The 18,409-nt window shown below is 75.1% G+C and carries 15 protein-coding genes; 7 read left to right on the top strand and 8 right to left on the bottom strand.

Going from position 1 to position 18,409, the window contains the following annotated elements; all coding sequences use genetic code 11:
- Nucleotides 1–431 precede the first annotated feature (431 nt).
- Together ABEA77_RS21145 and ABEA77_RS21140 are read left to right on the top strand one after the other, a co-directional pair.
- Nucleotides 432–3,068 carry a lysylphosphatidylglycerol synthase transmembrane domain-containing protein gene (locus tag ABEA77_RS21145; RefSeq protein WP_425588348.1) on the top strand — a complete coding sequence of 879 codons (2,637 nt, stop codon included), beginning with the start codon at nt 432–434 and terminating at the stop codon, nt 3,066–3,068.
- A gap of 89 nt (nt 3,069–3,157) precedes the next feature.
- A complete protein-coding gene (locus ABEA77_RS21140) occupies nt 3,158–4,741 on the top strand; it encodes an alpha/beta hydrolase (protein WP_345649858.1) in 1,584 nt (527 codons plus the stop codon).
- A gap of 78 nt (nt 4,742–4,819) precedes the next feature.
- On the opposite strand, the gene moeZ is transcribed toward ABEA77_RS21140, so the two are convergent.
- The 7 genes from moeZ to ABEA77_RS21105 form a co-directional block, all read right to left on the bottom strand.
- On the bottom strand, nt 4,820–5,998 hold the full coding sequence (moeZ, locus tag ABEA77_RS21135) for an adenylyltransferase/sulfurtransferase MoeZ (protein WP_345649855.1): 1,179 nt from the start codon (nt 5,996–5,998) through the stop codon (nt 4,820–4,822).
- Nucleotides 5,999–6,063: 65 nt separating this feature from the next.
- Nucleotides 6,064–6,807 (bottom strand): spherulation-specific family 4 protein, encoded by a 744-nt coding sequence (locus ABEA77_RS21130; RefSeq protein ID WP_345649852.1) that lies wholly within the window; start codon nt 6,805–6,807, stop codon nt 6,064–6,066.
- Nucleotides 6,795–7,775, bottom strand: coding sequence for an SDR family oxidoreductase (locus ABEA77_RS21125; protein ID WP_345649849.1), 981 nt, complete (start codon nt 7,773–7,775; stop codon nt 6,795–6,797). Before ABEA77_RS21125 ends, ABEA77_RS21130 begins: the two co-directional genes overlap by 13 nt.
- A 129-nt stretch (nt 7,776–7,904) precedes the next feature.
- On the bottom strand, nt 7,905–9,011 hold the full coding sequence (locus ABEA77_RS21120) for a hypothetical protein (protein ID WP_345649846.1): 1,107 nt from the start codon (nt 9,009–9,011) through the stop codon (nt 7,905–7,907).
- A gap of 13 nt (nt 9,012–9,024) precedes the next feature.
- Nucleotides 9,025–10,716 (bottom strand): DUF3492 domain-containing protein, encoded by a 1,692-nt coding sequence (locus ABEA77_RS21115; protein ID WP_345649843.1) that lies wholly within the window; start codon nt 10,714–10,716, stop codon nt 9,025–9,027.
- A 218-nt stretch (nt 10,717–10,934) separates the two neighbouring features.
- A complete protein-coding gene (locus ABEA77_RS21110; RefSeq protein WP_425588343.1) occupies nt 10,935–12,002 on the bottom strand; it encodes a DUF3152 domain-containing protein in 1,068 nt (355 codons plus the stop codon).
- A 216-nt stretch (nt 12,003–12,218) separates the two neighbouring features.
- Nucleotides 12,219–13,193, bottom strand: a complete 975-nt coding sequence (locus ABEA77_RS21105) for an alpha/beta fold hydrolase (protein WP_345649837.1) — start codon at nt 13,191–13,193, stop codon at nt 12,219–12,221.
- A 209-nt stretch (nt 13,194–13,402) separates the two neighbouring features.
- Here ABEA77_RS21105 and ABEA77_RS21100 point away from each other — a divergent pair, with 209 nt between their 5' ends.
- The 4 genes from ABEA77_RS21100 (at nt 13,403) to ABEA77_RS21085 (ending at nt 15,367) form a co-directional block, all read left to right on the top strand.
- The gene (locus ABEA77_RS21100; RefSeq protein WP_345649834.1) at nt 13,403–13,651 is read left to right on the top strand and encodes a hypothetical protein; all 249 of its coding nucleotides are present in this window, start codon (nt 13,403–13,405) and stop codon (nt 13,649–13,651) included.
- 235 nt (nt 13,652–13,886) lie between these two features.
- The gene (locus tag ABEA77_RS21095) at nt 13,887–14,525 is read left to right on the top strand and encodes a TetR/AcrR family transcriptional regulator (protein ID WP_345649831.1); all 639 of its coding nucleotides are present in this window, start codon (nt 13,887–13,889) and stop codon (nt 14,523–14,525) included.
- 126 nt (nt 14,526–14,651) lie between these two features.
- On the top strand, nt 14,652–14,879 hold the full coding sequence (locus ABEA77_RS21090) for a DUF3107 domain-containing protein (protein WP_345649828.1): 228 nt from the start codon (nt 14,652–14,654) through the stop codon (nt 14,877–14,879).
- Nucleotides 14,880–15,088: 209 nt separating this feature from the next.
- Complete coding sequence (locus ABEA77_RS21085) at nt 15,089–15,367, top strand: hypothetical protein (protein WP_345649825.1); 279 nt, start codon at nt 15,089–15,091, stop codon at nt 15,365–15,367.
- Between the two features lie 36 nt (nt 15,368–15,403).
- On the opposite strand, the gene ABEA77_RS21080 is transcribed toward ABEA77_RS21085, so the two are convergent.
- Entirely contained in the window at nt 15,404–16,129 is a 726-nt protein-coding gene (locus ABEA77_RS21080) for a ferritin-like fold-containing protein (protein ID WP_425588342.1), read from the bottom strand.
- Nucleotides 16,130–16,720: 591 nt separating this feature from the next.
- Between ABEA77_RS21080 and ABEA77_RS21075 the strand changes: the two genes are divergently transcribed.
- Complete coding sequence (locus ABEA77_RS21075) at nt 16,721–18,361, top strand: DEAD/DEAH box helicase (RefSeq protein ID WP_345649820.1); 1,641 nt, start codon at nt 16,721–16,723, stop codon at nt 18,359–18,361.
- Nucleotides 18,362–18,409: the final 48 nt, after the last annotated feature.

The raw sequence follows: 18,409 nt of genomic DNA, 5'->3' as shown, positions 1-18,409 counted from the left end.
CGCACCGGACCAATCCCTGCTTTTCCGCGCAAACCGGAAGGCGTGGGCTCGGCCGGGCCCGCGCAACGCCCCGTGTTGCTCCCGTACGCGGGCCTCGCGTGCCACCATCGTGCGGGCGGTGACTGGTGATACGAGACCGAGAAGAGACGGACGCGACGGAGGGGCAGGCCGGGAGGTCTGCCGGGGCCGAGGGCCACTCCGGCGCTGAGGCGACCCGCGGGGCCGGGGAGCGGGCCAGGCCCGCAGCGGACGGCACCGCGGACGGCACGCCGCGCGGCGCGGACGGCGGCACCGGGTCCCCCGCGGGCTTCACGGCAGGCGACGCGAACGGCGCGGACGGCGGCGCGGACCGGGAGGACGGCACCGGCGGCGCCCCGCGGGACGCGCTCGGCGCGACCGCCGCGGGCACCGGCACCGACGACCCCGAGGTCGTGCGCGCCGAGACCGAGCCCGCCTGCGACGAGGACGGCGTGCCCCACACCGACCGCGTCTCCGGCGACGAGCCGCTGCTCGCCGCCCGGGTGCACCGCCCCTCCGACCTGCTGCGCCTGCTCGTGGGGCTGCTCGCGATCGCGCTGATCCTGCTGCTCGCGGCCTTCGCGCACGGCACCACCTCGGGTCTCGAACACGACATCAGCAGGGGTACCGGCCAGGCGCCCGACCTGCTGGCGAAGTTCGCGGGCCTGCTCTCCAGCATCGCGGTGCTGCTCGTGCCGGTCGCCTTCGCGATCGAGCGGCTGATCAAACGCGACGGGCTGCGCATCGCGGACGGGGTGCTCGCGGCCGTGCTGGCGCACGGCGTGACCCTCGCCACCGACCTGTGGGTGGCGCGCGCCGCCCCGCACGCCCTCCAGGACGCGCTGACGCTGCCGCAGGCGGGCAGCGGCGCCACCGACCCCGTGCACGGCTACCTCGCTCCGGTTATCGCGTACATGACGGCGGTCGGGATGGCCCGCAGACCGCGCTGGCGCGTGGTGCTGTGGGCGGTGCTGCTGCTCGACGCGTTCGCCATGCTGGTCGCCGGGTACACCACGCCGTTCTCGATCGTGCTGACCGTGATGATCGGCTGGACCGTCGCGTACGGCACCCTCTACGCGGTCGGCTCGCCCAATGTGCGGCCCACGGGCCAGACCCTGATGGCGGGCCTGCGCCGGGTCGGCTTCCGCCCGGTCAGCGCGATGCGCGCGGAGGAGCCAGGTGCCGAGTCGGTCGAGGCGGGCGACCGGGGGCGGCGCTACTTCGTCTCCCTGGAGGACGGCGCTCCGCTCGACGTCACCGTCGTCGACCGCGAACAGCAGGCGCAGGGGTTCTTCTACCGCGTGTGGCGCAGGCTGACGCTGCGCTCCATCACCTCGCGCCGCTCCATCCCCTCGCTGCGCCAGGCCCTGGAGCAGGAGGCGCTGCTCGCGTACGCGGCGATCGCGGCCGGCGCCCGCGCCCCGAAGCTGATCGCCACCTCCGAGCTCGGCCCCGACGCGGTCATGCTCGTGTACGAGCACCTCGGCGGCCGGACCCTGGACGCGCTGACGGACGCCGAGATCACCGACGAGCTGGTGCGCGGCGCCTGGGAGCAGGTGCGCCACCTCCAGTCGCGGCGCATCGCGCACCGCGGGCTGACCGGCGACGCGCTGCTCGTGGACCGGGCGGGCGGGGTCATCCTCACCGAGCTGCGCGGCGGCGAGATCGCCGCGGGCGACGTGGTGCTGCGCATGGACACCGCGCAGCTGCTCACCACGATCGGGCTGCGGGTGGGTGCCGAGCGCTCCGTGGCCGCAGCCGTCGAGGTGCTCGGGCCCGACGCGGTCGCCGACTGCCTGCCGCTGCTCCAGCCGATCGCGCTGAGCCGCTCCACCAGGGCGACGCTGCGCAGGCTCGCCAGGGAGCGCGCGCAGCGGGAGCGCGACGCGGTGCTCGAAGCGTCCGACGCGAACAAGAAGGCCCGCGTCGCGGAGGCGGCAGCCGCCGCCGACGGCGGCAGGAAGGCCGTGCGCAAGTCGCTGCGGCAGGAGAAGCAGGCGGAGAAGCGCGCCATAGACGACGCGCTCGACGAGGCGCGCGAGGAGGACCTGCTCTCGCAGATCCGCAAGCAGGTCCTGCTGATCAGGCCGCAGGCGCCGGTGGAGCCCGTGCGCCTGGAGCGGATCAGGCCGCGCACGCTGATCGGCTTCATCGCGGGCGCGATCGCCGCGTACTTCCTGCTGTCGCAGCTCACGCAGCTGGACTTCGGCATGGTCGTCAGCCAGGCGCACTGGGGCTGGGTGGCGGCTGCGGTGGCGTTCTCCGCGCTGTCGTACGTGGCGGCCGCGATGAGCCTGCTCGGCTTCGTGCCGGAGCGGGTGGCGTTCCTGCGTACGGTGTCGGCGCAGGTCGCCGGGTCCTTCGTGAAGATCGTCGCGCCCGCCGCGGTCGGCGGGGTCGCCCTGAACACGCGCTTCCTCCAGCGCTCCGGCGTGCGTCCGGGGCTCGCGGTGGCGAGCGTGGGCGCGTCGCAGCTGTTCGGGCTCGGCGCGCACATCCTGCTCCTCGCGGCCTTCGGCTATCTGACGGGCACGGAGAAGACGACGTCGCTGACGCCGTCGAGGACGGTGATCGCCGGGCTGCTGACGGTCGCGGTGCTGGTGCTCGTGGTGACGGCCATCCCGTTCCTGCGGAAGTTCGTGGTGACGCGGCTGCGGTCGCTGTTCGCCGGGGTCGTGCCGCGCATGCTCGACGTGCTCCAGCAGCCGATGAAGCTGGCGACGGGCATCGGCGGGCAGCTGCTGCTCACGGGCATGTTCGTGATGTGCCTCGACGCGTCGATCCGCGCGTTCGACGACGGCGCCCAGCAGCTGAGCTACGCGAGCATCGCGGTGGTCTTCCTCGCGGGCAACGCGATCGGCTCGGCCGCCCCGACGCCCGGCGGTGTGGGCGCCATCGACGGCGCCCTGACGCTCGGCCTGCTCGCGGTAGGCCTGCCGAAGGAGGTCGCGGCGCCCGCGGTGCTGCTGTTCCGCCTGATGACGCTGTGGCTGCCGGTGCTGCCCGGCTGGGTCTGCTTCAACCAGCTCACCCGCAGAGGCTCCCTGTAGCCGCGCGCGCCTGGGCCCGGCCGCGGCCCCGCCACCCGCTTGGACCGCGGCCACGGGCGGGTCCTGGGGCGCGCACCGAGCATGGGGACATGCGCAGATCCCTGGTCGCCGCCGTGTCCGTACTCTCCCTCGTCGCGCTCGCCGGGTGCTCCGACAGCGGAACCAACCGCTCCGCGGCGCCCGCCGCCTCCTCGGCGGGCGACTCGGGGGCCTCCCCCGCGCCCAGCGACCTCGGCACGCAGAAGCCCGACTGGCGCGCCTGCACCGCCCCGAACGTCGCGCAGGGCGGCGGCGCAGCCCCCAAGCCGCTGCCGGGCGGCACCCGCTGGCAGTGCGCCACCATGGCCGTGCCGCTCGACTACGCGCACCCCTCGGCCGGCACCCTGCGCCTCGCCCTCATCCGCGCGAAGGCCGTCGACCAGAAGCACCGCATCGGCTCCCTCGTCTTCAACTTCGGCGGCCCCGGCGGCTCCGGCGTCACGGGGCTGCCGTCGTTCGCCAAGGACTACGAGAAGCTCAGGGCGCGCTACGACCTGGTCAGCTTCGACCCGCGCGGCGTCGGCGGCAGCGCCCCGGTGCAGTGCGAGGACGACCGGCGGCTCGACACGTTCTACGCGCAGGACGCCACCCCCGACACGGCCGCGGAGCAGAAGGCGTACACGGCGGGCCTCGCGCGGTACGCCGCCGCGTGCGAGCGGCGCTCGCCGCGCCAACTCCCGCACGTGGGCACGACGGAGACCGCGCGCGACCTGGACCTGATGCGGCAGGTCCTCGGCGACAAGAAGCTGTACTACTTCGGCATCTCGTACGGCACCGAACTCGGCGGCGTCTACGCGCACCTCTTCCCCACCCGCCTCGGGCGCGCCGTGTTCGACGGGGTCGTCGACCCGACGCAGGACGCGGAGCAGGGCGCGCTCGGCCAGGCAAAGGGGTTCCAGCTCGCCCTGGACAACTTCGCCGAGGACTGCGTGGCGCGCGGCGACGCCTGCCGGCTGCCCGGCTCCACCCCGCGGCAGGTCGAGTCCTTCGTGGTGAAGCTGCTGCGCGGCCTCGACGCCCACCCGGTCGCGGGCATCGGCGGACGCAGGCTCACCCAGACCGAGGGCACCAACGGCGTGGTCGAGGCGCTGTACTCCAAGGACTTCTGGCCGCTGCTCGAACAGGGCCTCGACGAGGCGCACGGCGGGAACGGCGCCCTGCTCCTCGCGCTGTCCGACTCGCTCAACGGCCGCGACGAGCACGGCCGCTACAGCAACACGCAGGCAGCCAACGCGGCCGTCAACTGCCTCGACTCCAAGCAGCGGTTCAGCGTGGCCGAGACCCGCGAGCGGCTGCCCGAGTTCCGCAAGGCGTCCCCCGCCTTCGGCGACCTGCTCGGCTGGGGGATGCTCAGCTGCACCAAGTGGCCGGTGCCGGGGCGCTGGACGCACCCGGACGTCAGCGCGCCCGGCGCGGGCCCGGTCCTGGTCGTCGGCAACACCGGCGACCCCGCGACGCCGTACGAGGGCGCCAAGGCGATGGAGAAGGCCCTCGGCAAGGGCGTCGCCGTCGAGTTGACGTACAAGGGGCAGGGCCACGGCGCGTACGACAGCGGCAGCGCCTGCGTGCAGCGCACCGTCAACGCGTACCTGCTGGACGGCACGGTGCCGAAGGCCGGCACGGTCTGCCGCTGACCTGCGCGGGGAGCACACGGGGGAGGGGCCGGTCCGCGCACGTGCGCGGACCGGCCCCTCCCCCGGAGACAGCGCGGTCTAGTAGACCGGCTTGCTCGGTTCGATCTGGTTGACCCAGCCGATGACGCCGCCGCCGACGTGCACCGCGTCGGAGAAGCCCGCCGACTTCAGCACCGCGAGCACCTCCGCACTGCGGACACCGGTCTTGCAGTGCAGGACGATCTTCCGGTCCTGGGGCAGTGTCTCCAGCGCGTTGCCCAGCAGGAACTGGTCCTTGGGGATCAGCTTCGCGCCGGGGATCGAGACGATCTCGTACTCGTTCGGCTCGCGGACGTCGATGATCTCGATGTTCTCGCCGTCGTCGATCCACTCCTTGAGCTGCTTGGGAGTGATCGTCGAACCGGCCGCCGCCTCCTGGGCCTCCTCCGACACGACCCCGCAGAACGCCTCGTAGTCGATCAGCTCGGTGACCGTCGGGTTCTCGCCGCAGACCGCGCAGTTCGGGTCCTTGCGGACCTTCACCTGGCGGTACTGCATCTCCAGGGCGTCGTAGATCATCAGCCGGCCGACCAGCGGCTCGCCGATGCCCGCGAGGAGCTTGATCGCCTCGTTGACCTGGATGGACCCGATGGACGCGCACAGCACGCCCAGCACGCCGCCCTCGGCGCAGGAGGGGACCATGCCCGGCGGGGGCGGCTCCGGGTACAGGCAGCGGTAGCAGGGCCCGTGCTCGGACCAGAACACGCTGGCCTGGCCGTCGAACCGGTAGATCGAACCCCAGATGTACGGCTTGTTCAGCAGCACGCAGGCGTCGTTGACCAGGTAGCGGGTGGCGAAGTTGTCCGTCCCGTCCACGATCAGGTCGTACTGCGCGAAGATGTCCATCACGTTCTCGGCTTCGAGCCGCTCTTCGTGGAGGACCACGTTCACGTACGGGTTGATGCCCTTGATCGAGTCCCGGGCGGACTCGGCCTTGGACCGGCCGATGTCGGCCTGGCTGTGGATGATCTGGCGCTGGAGGTTCGACTCGTCCACCTCGTCGAACTCCACGATGCCGAGCGTGCCGACACCGGCCGCCGCCAGGTACATCAGCGCCGGGGACCCGAGTCCGCCGGCGCCCACGATCAGCACCTTCGCGTTCTTCAGCCGCTTCTGCCCGTCCATGCCCACGTCGGGGATGATCAGATGACGGGAGTACCTGCGGACCTCGTCGACGGTGAGCCCTTCGGCGGGCTCGACCAAGGGGGGCAACGACACAGGGACCTCTACAGGGGTAGGTCATTCACTAACGAGTTCTCCCTGTAACAGTGCCACGCGCTTTCTCATTCCGAGATACCCGGTCCGACGCGCGAGACGATCTCGTCCCAGTACCCGGGCAGCGCGGCGAACGCGCCCCCGGGGTCCGACCGGTCCGTGAAGAAGATGGTGCCGGCGCCCTGCCAGCGCGCGATGCGCATCGCCTCGTCGAGGTGCCCGCGCGGCACGCCGTGCACCAGGTGGACGAAGTGGTCCTGCGTGTAGGCCGCGGTCCAGGGCGCCGCCTGCGACCAGCGGTAGTCGGCCCAGGGCCCCGAGTACGTCACCAACTGGTCGGCGGCCTCCGCGTACCCGGCGTACGGGTGGGTGCCGTGCCCGAGGACGAGGTGTCCGCCGTCGAGCACCGCGTCCAGCGTCGCGGTGACTCTTCTCACTCCGGCGAGCTCGGCCCGGTCGGCGGGCGCCCGGTCCAGGTAGAACCCGTCCACGCGGTACCAGTCGACGTAGCGCTGCGCGTCGCAGACCAGGTCCGCGAAGTCGTACATGCCGTATTTCAGGTCGAGGTGGCCCAGCAGCCTGAGGCCCGCGTTGGTGAGCCGCCCCGCCGCCTCAAGGCAGTGCGGGTCCGGCCGCGCGCCCGGCCCGTCCGCGACGTTGAGCACGGCCCAGTGCAGCGGCGTGCCCGGCCGGGTCAGCTCGGCCCATTCGACGGGCGCGAGCAGCGGGTGCGCGTACCCCGGCACGCCGAAGCCCGTACGGCCGGCCGCCGTGCCGGACAACTTCCTTCCCGCGCTGGTCAGATGCGGCACGCCGCCTCCATCCAGATGTCCGCGAGCGACTCTTCGAGGCCGATCCTCGGGCGCCAGCCGAGCCGGTCGCGGGCCGTGCGCACGTCGGCCTGCTGCCAGGGGCCGCAGCCGTCGGGGTACGGGAAGGGGCCGATGCCCAGGTGTTCGGCCGCGGGCTCGCCGCGCGGGGCGCCGATCGGGCCGTGCACATGGGGGCGCTGGGCACCGGGCGGTGGCGCGTCGAGTTCGTTGAGCGCGCCCGCGTATCCGGCGACGCGGGCCAGCACGGCCGCCGCGTCGCGGAGCTTGACGGCGCGGCCCGTGCCGATGTTGACGATGCCCTGCGCGGCCGAGAGCGAGGCCGCGTGCACGGCGCGCGCCACGTCCCGCACATCGACGAAGTCGCGCTGCACCCCGAGCCCCGCGAGCTTCAGCTCCGCGTCGCCGGCCTGCATGGCACGGCGCATCGCCTCCGCGAGGCGGCCGAGGGGTGAACCCGCTGGGGTGCCGGGGCCGACCGGCGAGAACACGCGCAGGACCACGGCGTCGAGCCCCGAGCCGAGGACCAGTTCGGTGGCGGAGAGCTTGCTCACCCCGTACGGACCGCCGGGGCGCGGCAGCGCGTCCTCCGCGGTGGAGGAGCCGGGCTGCGAGGGCCCGTACTCGGAGGCGCAGCCGATCTGGACGAGGCGGGCGCCGCAGCCGCTGCGCCGCAGCGCCTCGCACACCGTCGCGACGGAGACGGTGTTGTGGCGGATCAGGTCGCGCGCGCCGCCCCGGGTGGAGCCCGCGCAGTTGATGACGACGCCGGGGTGCACGGCGTCCATGAAGCGGGTCAGCGCGCCGGGGCTGCCGCCCGCGAGGTCGAAGCGCACGTCGGCGTCGTCGCCGCGGCCGAGCGCGGTCAGGTGGACCGCGGGGTCGGCGAGCAGGCGGTCGGCGACGAACCGGCCGAGGAAGCCGTTGGCGCCGAGCAGCAGGACCCTCATCGCGCCGCTCCTGACTGCCGGGCGGCCCGGGGGGCCTGGGATCGGGACTCGGGGGTCATGGCGGGGTGTCTCCTTTGTGGATGAGTGGCTGAGGGGGGACGGGTGGGGGTGGGCGGGCCCTGTGCCGCCTCAGGTGTGGGCCGAGGCCCGTGCGAGGGTGACCGCCGCGTGGCAGAGGAGCCCGAGCGCCGCGGCGCCGCAGGCGAGGGTGGGCACGGCGTCCGCTCCCCAGGCGCCGGTGAGCCGGGCGACCGGCGCGCCGAGCGCGGCGCAGCCGGGCAGCCGCGCCGCGAGGAGGGAGGCGGTGGCCAGCGCCTCCACGCAGCACGCGGCGGCGAGCCCCGCTGCGGCGGCGCCGGGGAAGCCGTGGACGGCGAGCAGCCGCGCGAGCAGCAGCAGCGCGCCGAGCGCGACGACGTGCGCGGGTCCCGCGCCGCCGCCCTGCGCGCGGGCGAGGAGCAGCGCGATCCCGGTCAGGGCGCACGCGTACAACGCCACAGAGGCGAGCAGCAGCGGCCGGGTCCCGGCCGCGAAGTGCGCGAGGTCGCGGCTGTGTGCGAGCCTGCGCCCCGCCCGTACGGAGAACAGGTGTGCGCACCAGGCGGCGGGGGCCAGGGCGCAGCAGAGCGCGACCAGGGGCGCGGGGCCCGCGTGGAAGGCGCGGACGCCTGCGAGGGCGTCGAGCGCACCGCCGCCGCACGCGGCGAAGGCGAGCAGCCAGCCGGTCCACAGCCCGCCGCCCGGCACCTCGCGGCCGGCCGCGCGCAGCGGGCCGCGGCGCAGGCTCGCCGCGACGGCGGCGCTCAGCGCGAGCGCCCCTGCGAGCACCGCGCCGATCCGCGCGGGCCCCTCGGTGTGGCCGGCCGTGGCCTCGATCAGCGCGGCGGCCGGCCCCGGCAGCAGGGTGGCCGGCGCCCAGGGCGCGAGGGCGGGCCGCGCGGTCTTTGGCGCGGCCGGGGGCTGCGGCCCCGCGGGCTCGTCGTGCGGCACCCGGGCGTACAGCTCCTCGGCGAGCGTGAAGACGTCGCGGTGGCGGAAGCGGGTGAGGGCGGTCCTGTCGGTGATGCCGTGGGCTTCGAGGCCCGCGGCGATCTCCAGCGGGTCGACGGCGCTCGCGCAGAGCGCACGGTGCCGGTGGAGCAGCACCTTCACCGGGTCGGCCGTCCCCCGCCGCACGGGGGCGTGCGCGCTGGTCTCCCGGCGGGTGCCGTGGCCGGCGTGCGGGGTCGTCGCCATGGGCGTGCCTCCGTCAGACATCGCGGCTCCCGGCGCCCGCGCCGACCGTCTCGCGGGCGGCGGGCCCGGCCCAGCGGACCGGGACGCCCGCCTCCGCGGCACCGGCGAAGGGCAGCGGCGCGCCGGGGGCACGGGGCGCGGGACGTCCTGGGCTGTGCGAGAGGACGTCGAGGTACGCGGCGCGGAACGCGGCCACGTTCTGTTCGACGGTGAAGAGTTCGAGCGCGCGGGAGCGCGCGGCGGCGCCGAGCCTGCGCCTGCGGTCGTCGTCGGCGAGCAGGCCGAGGCAGGCGTCCGCGAGCGCCTTGGGGTTGTGCGGCGGGACGACGAGCCCGGTGCCGCCGACGACCTCGACCACGGCCCCGACGTCGGTCGAGACGGTCGCGCGGCCGCAGAGCATCGCCTCGACCAGGCTGAGCGGGAACCCCTCGACGGAGCTGGAGAGGACGGCGACGCCCGCGCCCGCGTAGGCGTCCGCGGGCTCGGGCGCCTCTGGGCCGCCCGCCTCCTCGAAGGAGACGGGGTTCTCGCCGACCGCGTACGCGCCGGGGGCCTCGTCGGGGAAGAGCTGCGCGGCGAGGGTGCGGCAGTGGGCGAGGTAGGCGTGCGCCTCGCCGCCCTGGGCGGGCGCGCCGACGACGCGCAGCCGGGTGCCGGGGCGCCGCCTGCGGATCTCCGCGAAGGCGTGCAGCAGGGAGACCAGGTCCTTGGCCGGTTCGATCCTGCCGGTCCACACGAGGGTGTCGGGGTCGCCCGCGTCGTCGCTCTCCCCCACCTCAGCGAACCGGTCGGCCGCCAGGCCGGGGTGGATGGTGCGCAGCTTGGCGCGGTCGGCGCCGCACCGCTCCTGCCAGCGGCGTGTGTGCGCGTCGCCGGGGGTGACGAGGTGGGCGGCGCGGTAGACCTCGGCGGCGAGCCCGCCGTGGAAGGCCGCGAGCAGGGCGCGTACGGGGCCGCGCAGGGCGTCCTCACGCGCGCCGTCGGTCGCGAGGTAGTGGGCGCGCAGCCCCACGCCGTACTCGGTCACCAGCAGAGGGGTGCCGAAGAAGCGTTTGGCCAGCAGCCCCGGGAGGGCGGCGGCGCCCGCGGTCGTGGCGTGGCAGATGTCGGCCGCGGCGAGTCCGCCCGCCCGCGCGCCCTCCCACCCGTCCTCCGCCTCCCGGTCGTCCGCGGGCCCGCCCGCGCCGTACCAGTCGAGGCTGAGGGGGCGCAGGGCCTGTTCGAGGGCGCGGGCGAAGGCGAGGTGGTCGGTCACGGTGGCGTCGCGCACGCCCCGGCGCGCGCCCGGGGCGCGGCAGGCGGATTCGAGGATGCGGACGGCACGCTCCGAGCGGAGCGCCGCGCAGAGGCCGCCGCGCTCCCTGGCGAGTTCCGCGAGGCCGTAGAGGCCGGCCGCGAAGGAGTCTGCCGCACCCTCGTCGCAGAGGGAGTGGGCGAGTTGGGCGAAGTGCTCGGCGAACCTGCGGCGGTCGCGCCTGCCGTGGGCGCGCCCGCCGTCCACCGGCTCCCACAGCCGCGCGGTACGCACCCGGAGCACCTGGGGCGGGAGCCCGACGAGGCCCGCGCGCTCCTGCCGGGGGTCGCGGACGAGCGCGTGGACGTCGAACTCGTGGTCGGGCAGCCCGCGCACGAGCCGTTCGCACCAGAGCCTCAACTCACCGGTCGCGTACGGATAGCCACCATCCGTGAGCAGTCCGATCCGCACGACACTTCCCCCGTTCCTCCGTGTGGGAGGCCGCCGTCCGGTCCGGCGACCCGCTGCGCCACGACCGTATGCGGATCCACCGGCGGCGCGGCGGACGGTTGTCCGTCGCGCCACCGGAAGGGGTGAATGCACGTAACTTTCCCGCGCCGCGCGCGTTCGCGCCCTTCGGGGCGCACGCCGGCGCGCGGCCCTCCCGGGCGGGCGCGCCGGTCGGCCCGTCAGCCCCGCGGGTACGGCCAGGGGTTGGCGCGGCAGCGGACGCCGCCGATGTCGAGCGACTTGGTCTGCTGCTGCATCACGGGCGCGAGCGCCCCGGGCCTGGCGCAGTTCACGTGGTTGTGCCCGAGGCGGTGGCCGACCTCGTGGTTGATCAGCATCTGGCGGTAGGCGTGCATCGCGCCCGGCCCGTACGTCCGCGCGCCGCGCGCCCACCGGTACGCGTTGATCATGACGCGCTCGGTGGCGGCCGAGTCGCAGGAGACGCGCTCCTCGCTGGTGTCGAGCCCGGACTTGGCGCACCAGACGTCGGTGGTCCCCGGGCTCGCGAGGGTGATCACGAAGTCGGGCCTGCCGCTGGAGACGCGCTCGAAGGTCCTTACCCCGTGGTGGGCCCAACTGCGGTCGTCGTTGAGCGTCTTCTGCACGGCCTCGGCGAACAGCCGCCCGTCCAGGGGCAGTCCGTCCTCGATGTCGACGCGGTAGCGGTAGCGGCGGCCGGTGCCGGGCGCGGGGTCGGATCCTGGCACGGCGGTGAAGCGGCCCGTCCCCCTGAGGTCGGCGGGGAGCGGGAAGACACGCGCCATCAGCTGGTCGTACGTGGGCGCCGGGGCGTGCGCGGCCCGCACGCGGGCGGACGCCGTGGCGGACGGCCGGGCCCCGCCGGCGTGCGCCGCGCCGCCCTCTGCGCCCGCCGACCGCGCCCCGGGCCTGCCGAGGAACTGGCCGGCGACGACCAGGGCGAGGACCGTGACGACCGCGGCCGCCGCGGCGCCGCCGAGAGCGCGCCCGCGCCTGCCGCAGGGCGCCCCGGGTCCGTCCGCCGCGCCCGAAAGGGGCGGGGCCGGGACTTCCCGCGGCCCGTCGAAGGCCGCGAGGTACTCGGGCCTGGGTCCCGGCTCCCGGAGCGCGGCGCCGTGCGCGGCGGGCGGCGCCGTGGCCCGGAGCGTACGGCCGCCACCCGTGGCTCCGGGGTGCGCGGCCCGGTCCCCGTACCGCTGCCCTGCCGGGGCTCCCGTGGCTCCCAGGGCCTCGGGGTGCTCGGGGTGGCCGCCGCGCGCCCCCGGCACACCGGAGGCTTCCGTGTCCGCGCCGCCCGCGGCGCGCCCGTGCTCCTCACCGGCCGGCCGGGGGGACCCGGGCCGGCGGGCCGCCGGGAGGGCTCGGTCCGCGGGGCGCGCCGCGGGGTCGGCGGGACGCCCGGCGGCAGGACCCGAGGGAGCCGTGCGGCGGTGTCGTCCCACTCCCCGGATCAGCTCCCGTCGTCGCGCTCGCGTGCCCGGCGCCTACGCGCCGCCCGCTGGATCCTCCGCGTGCTCGGCGACGAGCTGCCTCGCCGCCGCCGCGATCTCGCGCGGGTATTCCATCATGGCGACGTGCCCCGCCTCGGGCAGCGTCAGCAGGCGCGAGTCGCGGAAGGCCCGGGTCGCCTTGCGCGCCATGCGGTACGACACGAGCCGGTCCCGGCCCCCGTAGACGAGCAGCGTCGGCGCGAGGACCCGTTCGGCCTGCCGCCACAGCCCGTACTGGCCGCCCAGGGTGTACGCGTTGACGATACCGCGCGCGGAGCGGGTCATCGCGTCCCAGAAATAAGGGAGTTGGAGTCGGCGGGCGGTCTCCTCGGCCGCCGCGGCGAACTCCTCCTCGCCCACCGACGCCGGGTTGCCGTAGCAGAGGTCGAGCACACCGCGGGTGCGCTGCTCGGGCGTCCAGTCCCGGCTGAGGCGTGCGAACAGCGCGGTGACCCCGGGGACCGCCATCAGCGCGGTGGGCAGCGCGCCGCGCTGAACCCGCAGTTCGGGCAGCGCGGGCGAGACCAGCGTCAGGGTACGCACCAGATCGGGCCGCGCGGCGGCGACCCGGGTGGCGACGGCGCCGCCGAGCGAGTTGGCGAAGAGGTGCACGGGGCCGCGGTCGCGGGCGTCGAGCAACCGGACCACGGCGCGCGCGTGCCCGGAGACCGAGTAGTTGCCGTCGTCGGGCGGCGGCGAGTCACCGAAGCCCGGCAGGTCGACCGCCTCGCCGTCGACGGCGTCGGCGAGCAGGGCCATCAGCGCCGACCAGTTCTGCGACGACCCGCCGAGACCGTGCACGTACAGCGCGGGCGGCAGGCCCGTCCGTGCGGCGGTCCTGGCGCGGACGGTGAGGGTGAGCCCCGGCAGCGCGACCGTGCTCAGCTCCTCCCCCTCGGCCACCCGGACCGGAGCGGCCCGGGGGGTCGCGGCGGCTGCGACGGATTCCGGTAGCTCGGTCGAAGACATGCCCGCAATGTTACGAGCACGTCACGCCCAGGGCCGTGTGGTGGCGGTCACAGCACGTGTGGCGTCGCCCGGTGGCCGCTCCTAGGCTTGTACGGGGCGGTTTCCGCGCTCGTCACGGGGCAACCGGGAGTACGGAGTACGACCGGAACGCACGCGACCGCGGGACGCGCACCCTGACACGGCCGCGGACCCGAGACCGGAGGAACCACATGTCGGTGCCCAGCCACCCCCAGAACCCGGTGGACCCCGAAGACCCGGACACCTTCGCCGAGCAGGCGGGCGAGCCGGAGCTCTCCCCGGAGACCCCGGAGGCCGACGCCGCGGAGCAGCGCACCGGCCTGCGGGCGGAGGTGGACGAGCCGCTCTCCGCGGCAGAGGGCGGCGAGGCGGACGAGGCCGACCGCGCCGAGCAGGCCATCCCGGCGGGCGACGAGGAGGAAGAGGACGACTACCGCTGACCGCCGCCTCCCCCTCGCGGGCCGGCGGCGAGTTCTGACCGCCGCCGGCCCGCGCCGGGTCCGGCCGCGACCGGCGCCGACGGGACAGGCCGCGGCCGGCCGCCGGTGATTTTCTGCCGCCTCCCCGCGCACGAGCGGGTTACCCAAAAGTACGATGGCCAGTCGGGGCCCGAGCGCGCCCCGCGGCCTGCGGACCACGGAGGCGGCCCGGCGCACAGACGATATGGGAGGCGGCGTGAAAGCCATGGAGCAGACGGAGGCGGCGCGCCCGCGCGGGACGCGGCTTCCACGCCGCGCCCGGCGCAACCAGCTGCTCGGCGCGGCGCAGGAAGTGTTCGTGGCCCAGGGGTACCACGCGGCCGCGATGGACGACATCGCGGAGCGTGCGGGGGTCAGCAAGCCGGTGCTCTACCAGCACTTCCCCGGCAAGCTTGAGCTCTATCTGGCCCTGCTCGACCAGCACTGCGAGTCGCTGCTCCAGGCGGTGCGCACGGCGCTGGCGTCGACCACGGACAACAAGCAGCGCGTCGAGGCCACGATGGACGCGTACTTCGCGTACGTGGAGGACGAGGGCGGTGCGTTCCGGCTGGTCTTCGAGTCGGACCTGACCAACGAGCCGGCCGTGCGCGAGCGGGTGGACCGGGTGACGCTCCAGTGCGCCGAGGCGATCTCCGACGTGATCGCCGAGGACACGGGCCTCTCCAGGGACGAGTCGATGCTGCTGGCCACGGGCCTGGGCGGGGTGTCGCAGGTGGTGGCGCGGTACTGGCTGTCGAGCGCCTCGCCCGTGCCGCGCGACCGCGCCGTCTCCCTGCTGACCTCGCTGGCCTGGCGGGGCATCGCGGGCTTCCCCCTCCACGGCGAGCAGCACTGAGTTCCCGCCGCGTGTTCGCTGCGGGCGTGGCCGCGCGGCGTCTTCCGCACCCGCCACGCGGGCTAATGTGTGCTGCGTACCGCGCGGCTGTCCGCGCAACGCACTGACCGTCGGAGGGACATAGCCGTGGAGGTCAAGATCGGAGTGCAGCACGCGCCCCGCGAGATCGTTCTGGAGAGCGGTGACTCCGCAGAGGACGTCGAACGCGCGGTGGCGGACGCGCTGGGCGGCAAGGCGCAGCTGCTGAGCCTCACGGACGAGAAGGGCCGCAAGGTCCTGGTGCCGGCGGACCGGCTCGCGTACGTGGAGATCGGCGAGACGGCGACGCGCCGGGTGGGCTTCGGCCCGCTGTAGGCGCCGCCCGGGGCGAGACGCCGACACACGGAAGGCCCGGCAGGGTTCGCCCCTGCCGGGCCCTTCTGCTGTCCGGGGTTCGCCTCACCTGATCGCGGGCTCATCGCGCGCCGCAGGGTTGTCGGCCGGGCACGCGGGGTAATGACGGGCTGGACGCACGGGCCGCTCGCCCGGCGCGCCACACCCGGAGCCGCGAGGTGATCGCCGTGATGCTGGAGATTCTCGGTTCTGCCCTGCTCGGTCTCGGCCTGGCCGCTGCCGCGGCGGTGCTGCTCGCGCACCGCCTGCCGGCCCGCCGCCTGGTGCTGCTCGCGGGCGGCATCGGGGCGCTGCTGGGCGCGTACGTCACGCACGAGGCGCTGGGCCCCGGACATGTGCTGGTCACCCTGCTGGGGTCGCTCGGCGTCTCCGCCGTGGTGGTCTCCCTGCTGCTGCGCCCCGCGGCGCAGGCCGCCGCGCCCGCTCCGGCGCACCGCGCGGTGCCGTAGCGCCCGCGCGGCGGCCGGCCTGATGCCGGCGGGGTGTCACGCGGCGAGGCCGAGGGCCGCCATCCGCTTGGTGTGGGCCTCGGTGATGCGGGAGAACATCCGGCCGACCTCGGCGAGGTCGAAGCCGTCCGCGACGCCGCCCACCAGCATCGTGGAGAGCGCGTCGCGGTCCGCGACCACCCGCTGGGCCTGCGAGAGCGCCTCGCCCATCAGACGGCGCGCCCACAGCGCGAGGCGGCCGCCGACGCGGGGGTCGGCCTCGATGGCGGCCCGCACCTTCTCCACGGCGAAGTTGCCGTGTCCCGTGTCATCGAGCACGGCGAGGACCAGCGCGCGGGTGTCCGTGTCGAGCCTGGCGGCGACCTCGCGGTAGAAGTCGCTCGCGATCGAGTCTCCGACGTACGCCTTGACCAGGCCTTCGAGCCAGTCGGACGGCGCGGTCTGGCGGTGGAACTCGTCGAGCGCCCTGGCGAACGGCTCCATCGCCTCCGTGGGGGTGGCGTCGATGGCGCTGAGCCGTTCCGTGAGCTGCTCGAAGTGGTGGAACTCGGCGGAGGCCATGCGCGCGAGCGCAGCCTTGTCGGCGAGGCTCGGCGCGAGTTTCGCGTCCTCGGCGAGGCGCTCGAAGGCCGCGAGTTCGCCGTAGGCGAGGGCGCCGAGGAGGTCCACCACGGCCGCGTGGTACTGCGGCTGCGCGGACGCCGTGGCCCAGTCCTGCGCGGCGATCCCGGTGTTCTCGCTGTCTGCGTCTGCCACGGCCAACCTTCCGATTCGTGTGCTCGTCGTAACCCGCGTCACCGCACAATAGTCCGCGCGGGAAGGGCGCAGGACGCCCGTACTCGGCGGCCCGGGGAGCGGCCGGTGAACTTCGGCCGACACATGTGCACGGATCCGGGGTACAGTGATATTGCGCCTGCCGAGTGTGTGGTGGGCCATCACAGTGTTTGACCGAGGATCGACGGGACGGACGTGCGCCACCACGGCGCCTGACCGCCGGGAGGTTCTCGGCCAGGCCCCCAGAGGATGCCCGGTCGGTGGCCCGATCGGCTCCGACCCGACCGCCCTCAGCGCGGTCCGTGCGCAGCAGCACACGAACCCGCACATGAGGGGCACCCTGAGCGGCGCGAGCGCTTGAGCGACGGCAGGGGTCCCGCGCCATCCGGCCCTCCACGGCCGGCCGAGCCGAACCGGCGCGGACCGTTGCGCGGTAGGACCCCCCAGCGTTCGCCTCGTACCGCACCTCACGGAAGAGGCAGCACCCTGACTACGACGTTCCGCGATCTCGGGATCCTCCCCGAGACGGCCGAGGCCCTCGAAGCCGTCGGCATCACATCCCCCTTTCCCATCCAGGAGATGACACTCCCGGTCGCCCTCTCGGGCACCGACGTCATCGGCCAGGCCAAGACCGGCACGGGCAAGACCCTCGGCTTCGGCCTCCCGCTGCTTGAGCGCGTCACCGTGCCCGCCGACGTGGAGGCGGGCCGCGCTGCCCCCGAGCAGCTGACGAGCGCGCCGCAGGCCCTGGTCGTCGTGCCGACGCGCGAGCTGTGCACGCAGGTGACGAACGACCTGCTGACCGCGGGCAAGGTCCGCAATGTGCGGGTCCTCGCCATCTACGGCGGCCGTGCCTACGAGCCGCAGGTCGAGGCGCTGAAGAAGGGCGTCGACGTCGTCGTCGGCACGCCCGGCCGGCTGCTCGACCTGGTGGGCCAGCGCAAGCTGGACCTCTCGCACGTGCGGGCCCTCGTCCTCGACGAGGCCGACGAGATGCTCGACCTGGGCTTCCTGCCCGATGTCGAGAAGATCATCCAGCAGCTTCCCGCGCGCCGCCAGACGATGCTGTTCTCGGCGACCATGCCGGGCGCGGTCATCGGCCTCGCCCGCCGGTACATGTCGCAGCCCACCCACATCAGCGCCACGTCGCCCGACGACGCGGGTGCGACGGTGGCCGCGACCACGCAGCGCGTCTACCGCGCCCACTCCATGGACAAGCCGGAGATGGTCGCCCGCATCCTCCAGGCCGAGGGCCGCGGACTCGCGATGATCTTCTGCCGCACGAAGCGCACGGCCGCGGACATCGCCGACCAGCTGGTGCAGCGCGGCTTCGCCGCGGGCGCGGTCCACGGCGACCTGGGCCAGGGCGCGCGCGAGCAGGCGCTGCGCGCGTTCCGCAACGGCAAGGTCGACGTGCTGGTGTGCACGGACGTCGCGGCCCGCGGCATCGACGTCGAGGGCGTCACGCACGTCATCAACTACCAGTCGCCCGAGGACGAGAAGACGTACCTGCACCGCATCGGCCGTACCGGCCGCGCGGGCGCGACCGGTACGGCCGTCACCCTCGTCGACTGGGACGACATCCCGCGCTGGCAGCTCATCGACAAGGCGCTCGGCCTGGGCTTCCCCGACCCGCCGGAGACGTACTCCACCTCGGCGCACCTCTTCGAGGAACTGTCGATCCCCGAGGGCACCAGGGGCATCCTCCCTCGGGCCGAGCGGACCCGCGCGGGCCTCGCGGCCGAGCAGGTCGAGGACCTGGGCGAGACGGGCGGCCGTGGCCGCCGCGGCGCCCCGGCCCCCGCCGCGCCCCAGGAGGAGCGCCCGGCGCGTACGCGTACGCCACGGCAGCGGCGCCGCACCCGGGGCGGGCTGTCGCTGGGCGAGGCAGCGACGGAGGCCGTCGAGGCGGCCGACACTGCGGAGGGTGCCACGGGCGGTGCCACGGGCGCCGACGAGGCGCGTGCGCCGCGGCGCCGCCGCCGTACCCGCTCCGGCGCCGCGGCGGCGGAAGCCGCTGTCCCGGCGCCCGCGGAGGCACCGGACGTGGCCGCGGACGACGCGCCCGCGAAGCCCCGCAGGCGCCGTACGCGCACGGTGGCGTCGCAGGCGGAGGCGGCACCCGCCGCGGCCGAGGCGCCGGCGGCGTCCGAGGCGGAGGCGAAGCCGCGCCGCCGCCGCACCCGCTCGGCGAAGCCGGCGCAGCAGCCGGAGGCCTGAGCGCGCACAGCACAGGGGCCGTGGCCCGGAACCCCGCACGGGGGTCCG

The sequence above is a fragment of the Streptomyces tremellae genome (assembly GCF_039540215.1).
Taxonomy (GTDB): Bacteria; Actinomycetota; Actinomycetes; order Streptomycetales; family Streptomycetaceae; genus Streptomyces; species Streptomyces tremellae.
The sequence above is the reverse complement of the archived record's forward strand: the minus strand, read 5'-3'. Positions and strand labels throughout refer to the sequence as shown.

What these genes read in the sequence shown, in the direction of transcription:
- ABEA77_RS21125 (WP_345649849.1), bottom strand. Translation starts at nt 7,775, where the DNA reads ATGAGGGTCCTGCTGCTCGGCGCCAACGGCTTCCTCGGCCGGTTCGTC.
- ABEA77_RS21105 (WP_345649837.1), bottom strand. Translation starts at nt 13,193, where the DNA reads ATGTCTTCGACCGAGCTACCGGAATCCGTCGCAGCCGCCGCGACCCCC.
- ABEA77_RS21075 (WP_345649820.1), top strand. Translation starts at nt 16,721, where the DNA reads ATGACACTCCCGGTCGCCCTCTCGGGCACCGACGTCATCGGCCAGGCC.
- ABEA77_RS21100 (WP_345649834.1), top strand. Translation starts at nt 13,403, where the DNA reads ATGTCGGTGCCCAGCCACCCCCAGAACCCGGTGGACCCCGAAGACCCG.
- ABEA77_RS21140 (WP_345649858.1), top strand. Translation starts at nt 3,158, where the DNA reads ATGCGCAGATCCCTGGTCGCCGCCGTGTCCGTACTCTCCCTCGTCGCG.
- ABEA77_RS21085 (WP_345649825.1), top strand. Translation starts at nt 15,089, where the DNA reads ATGCTGGAGATTCTCGGTTCTGCCCTGCTCGGTCTCGGCCTGGCCGCT.
- ABEA77_RS21120 (WP_345649846.1), bottom strand. Translation starts at nt 9,011, where the DNA reads ATGGCGACGACCCCGCACGCCGGCCACGGCACCCGCCGGGAGACCAGC.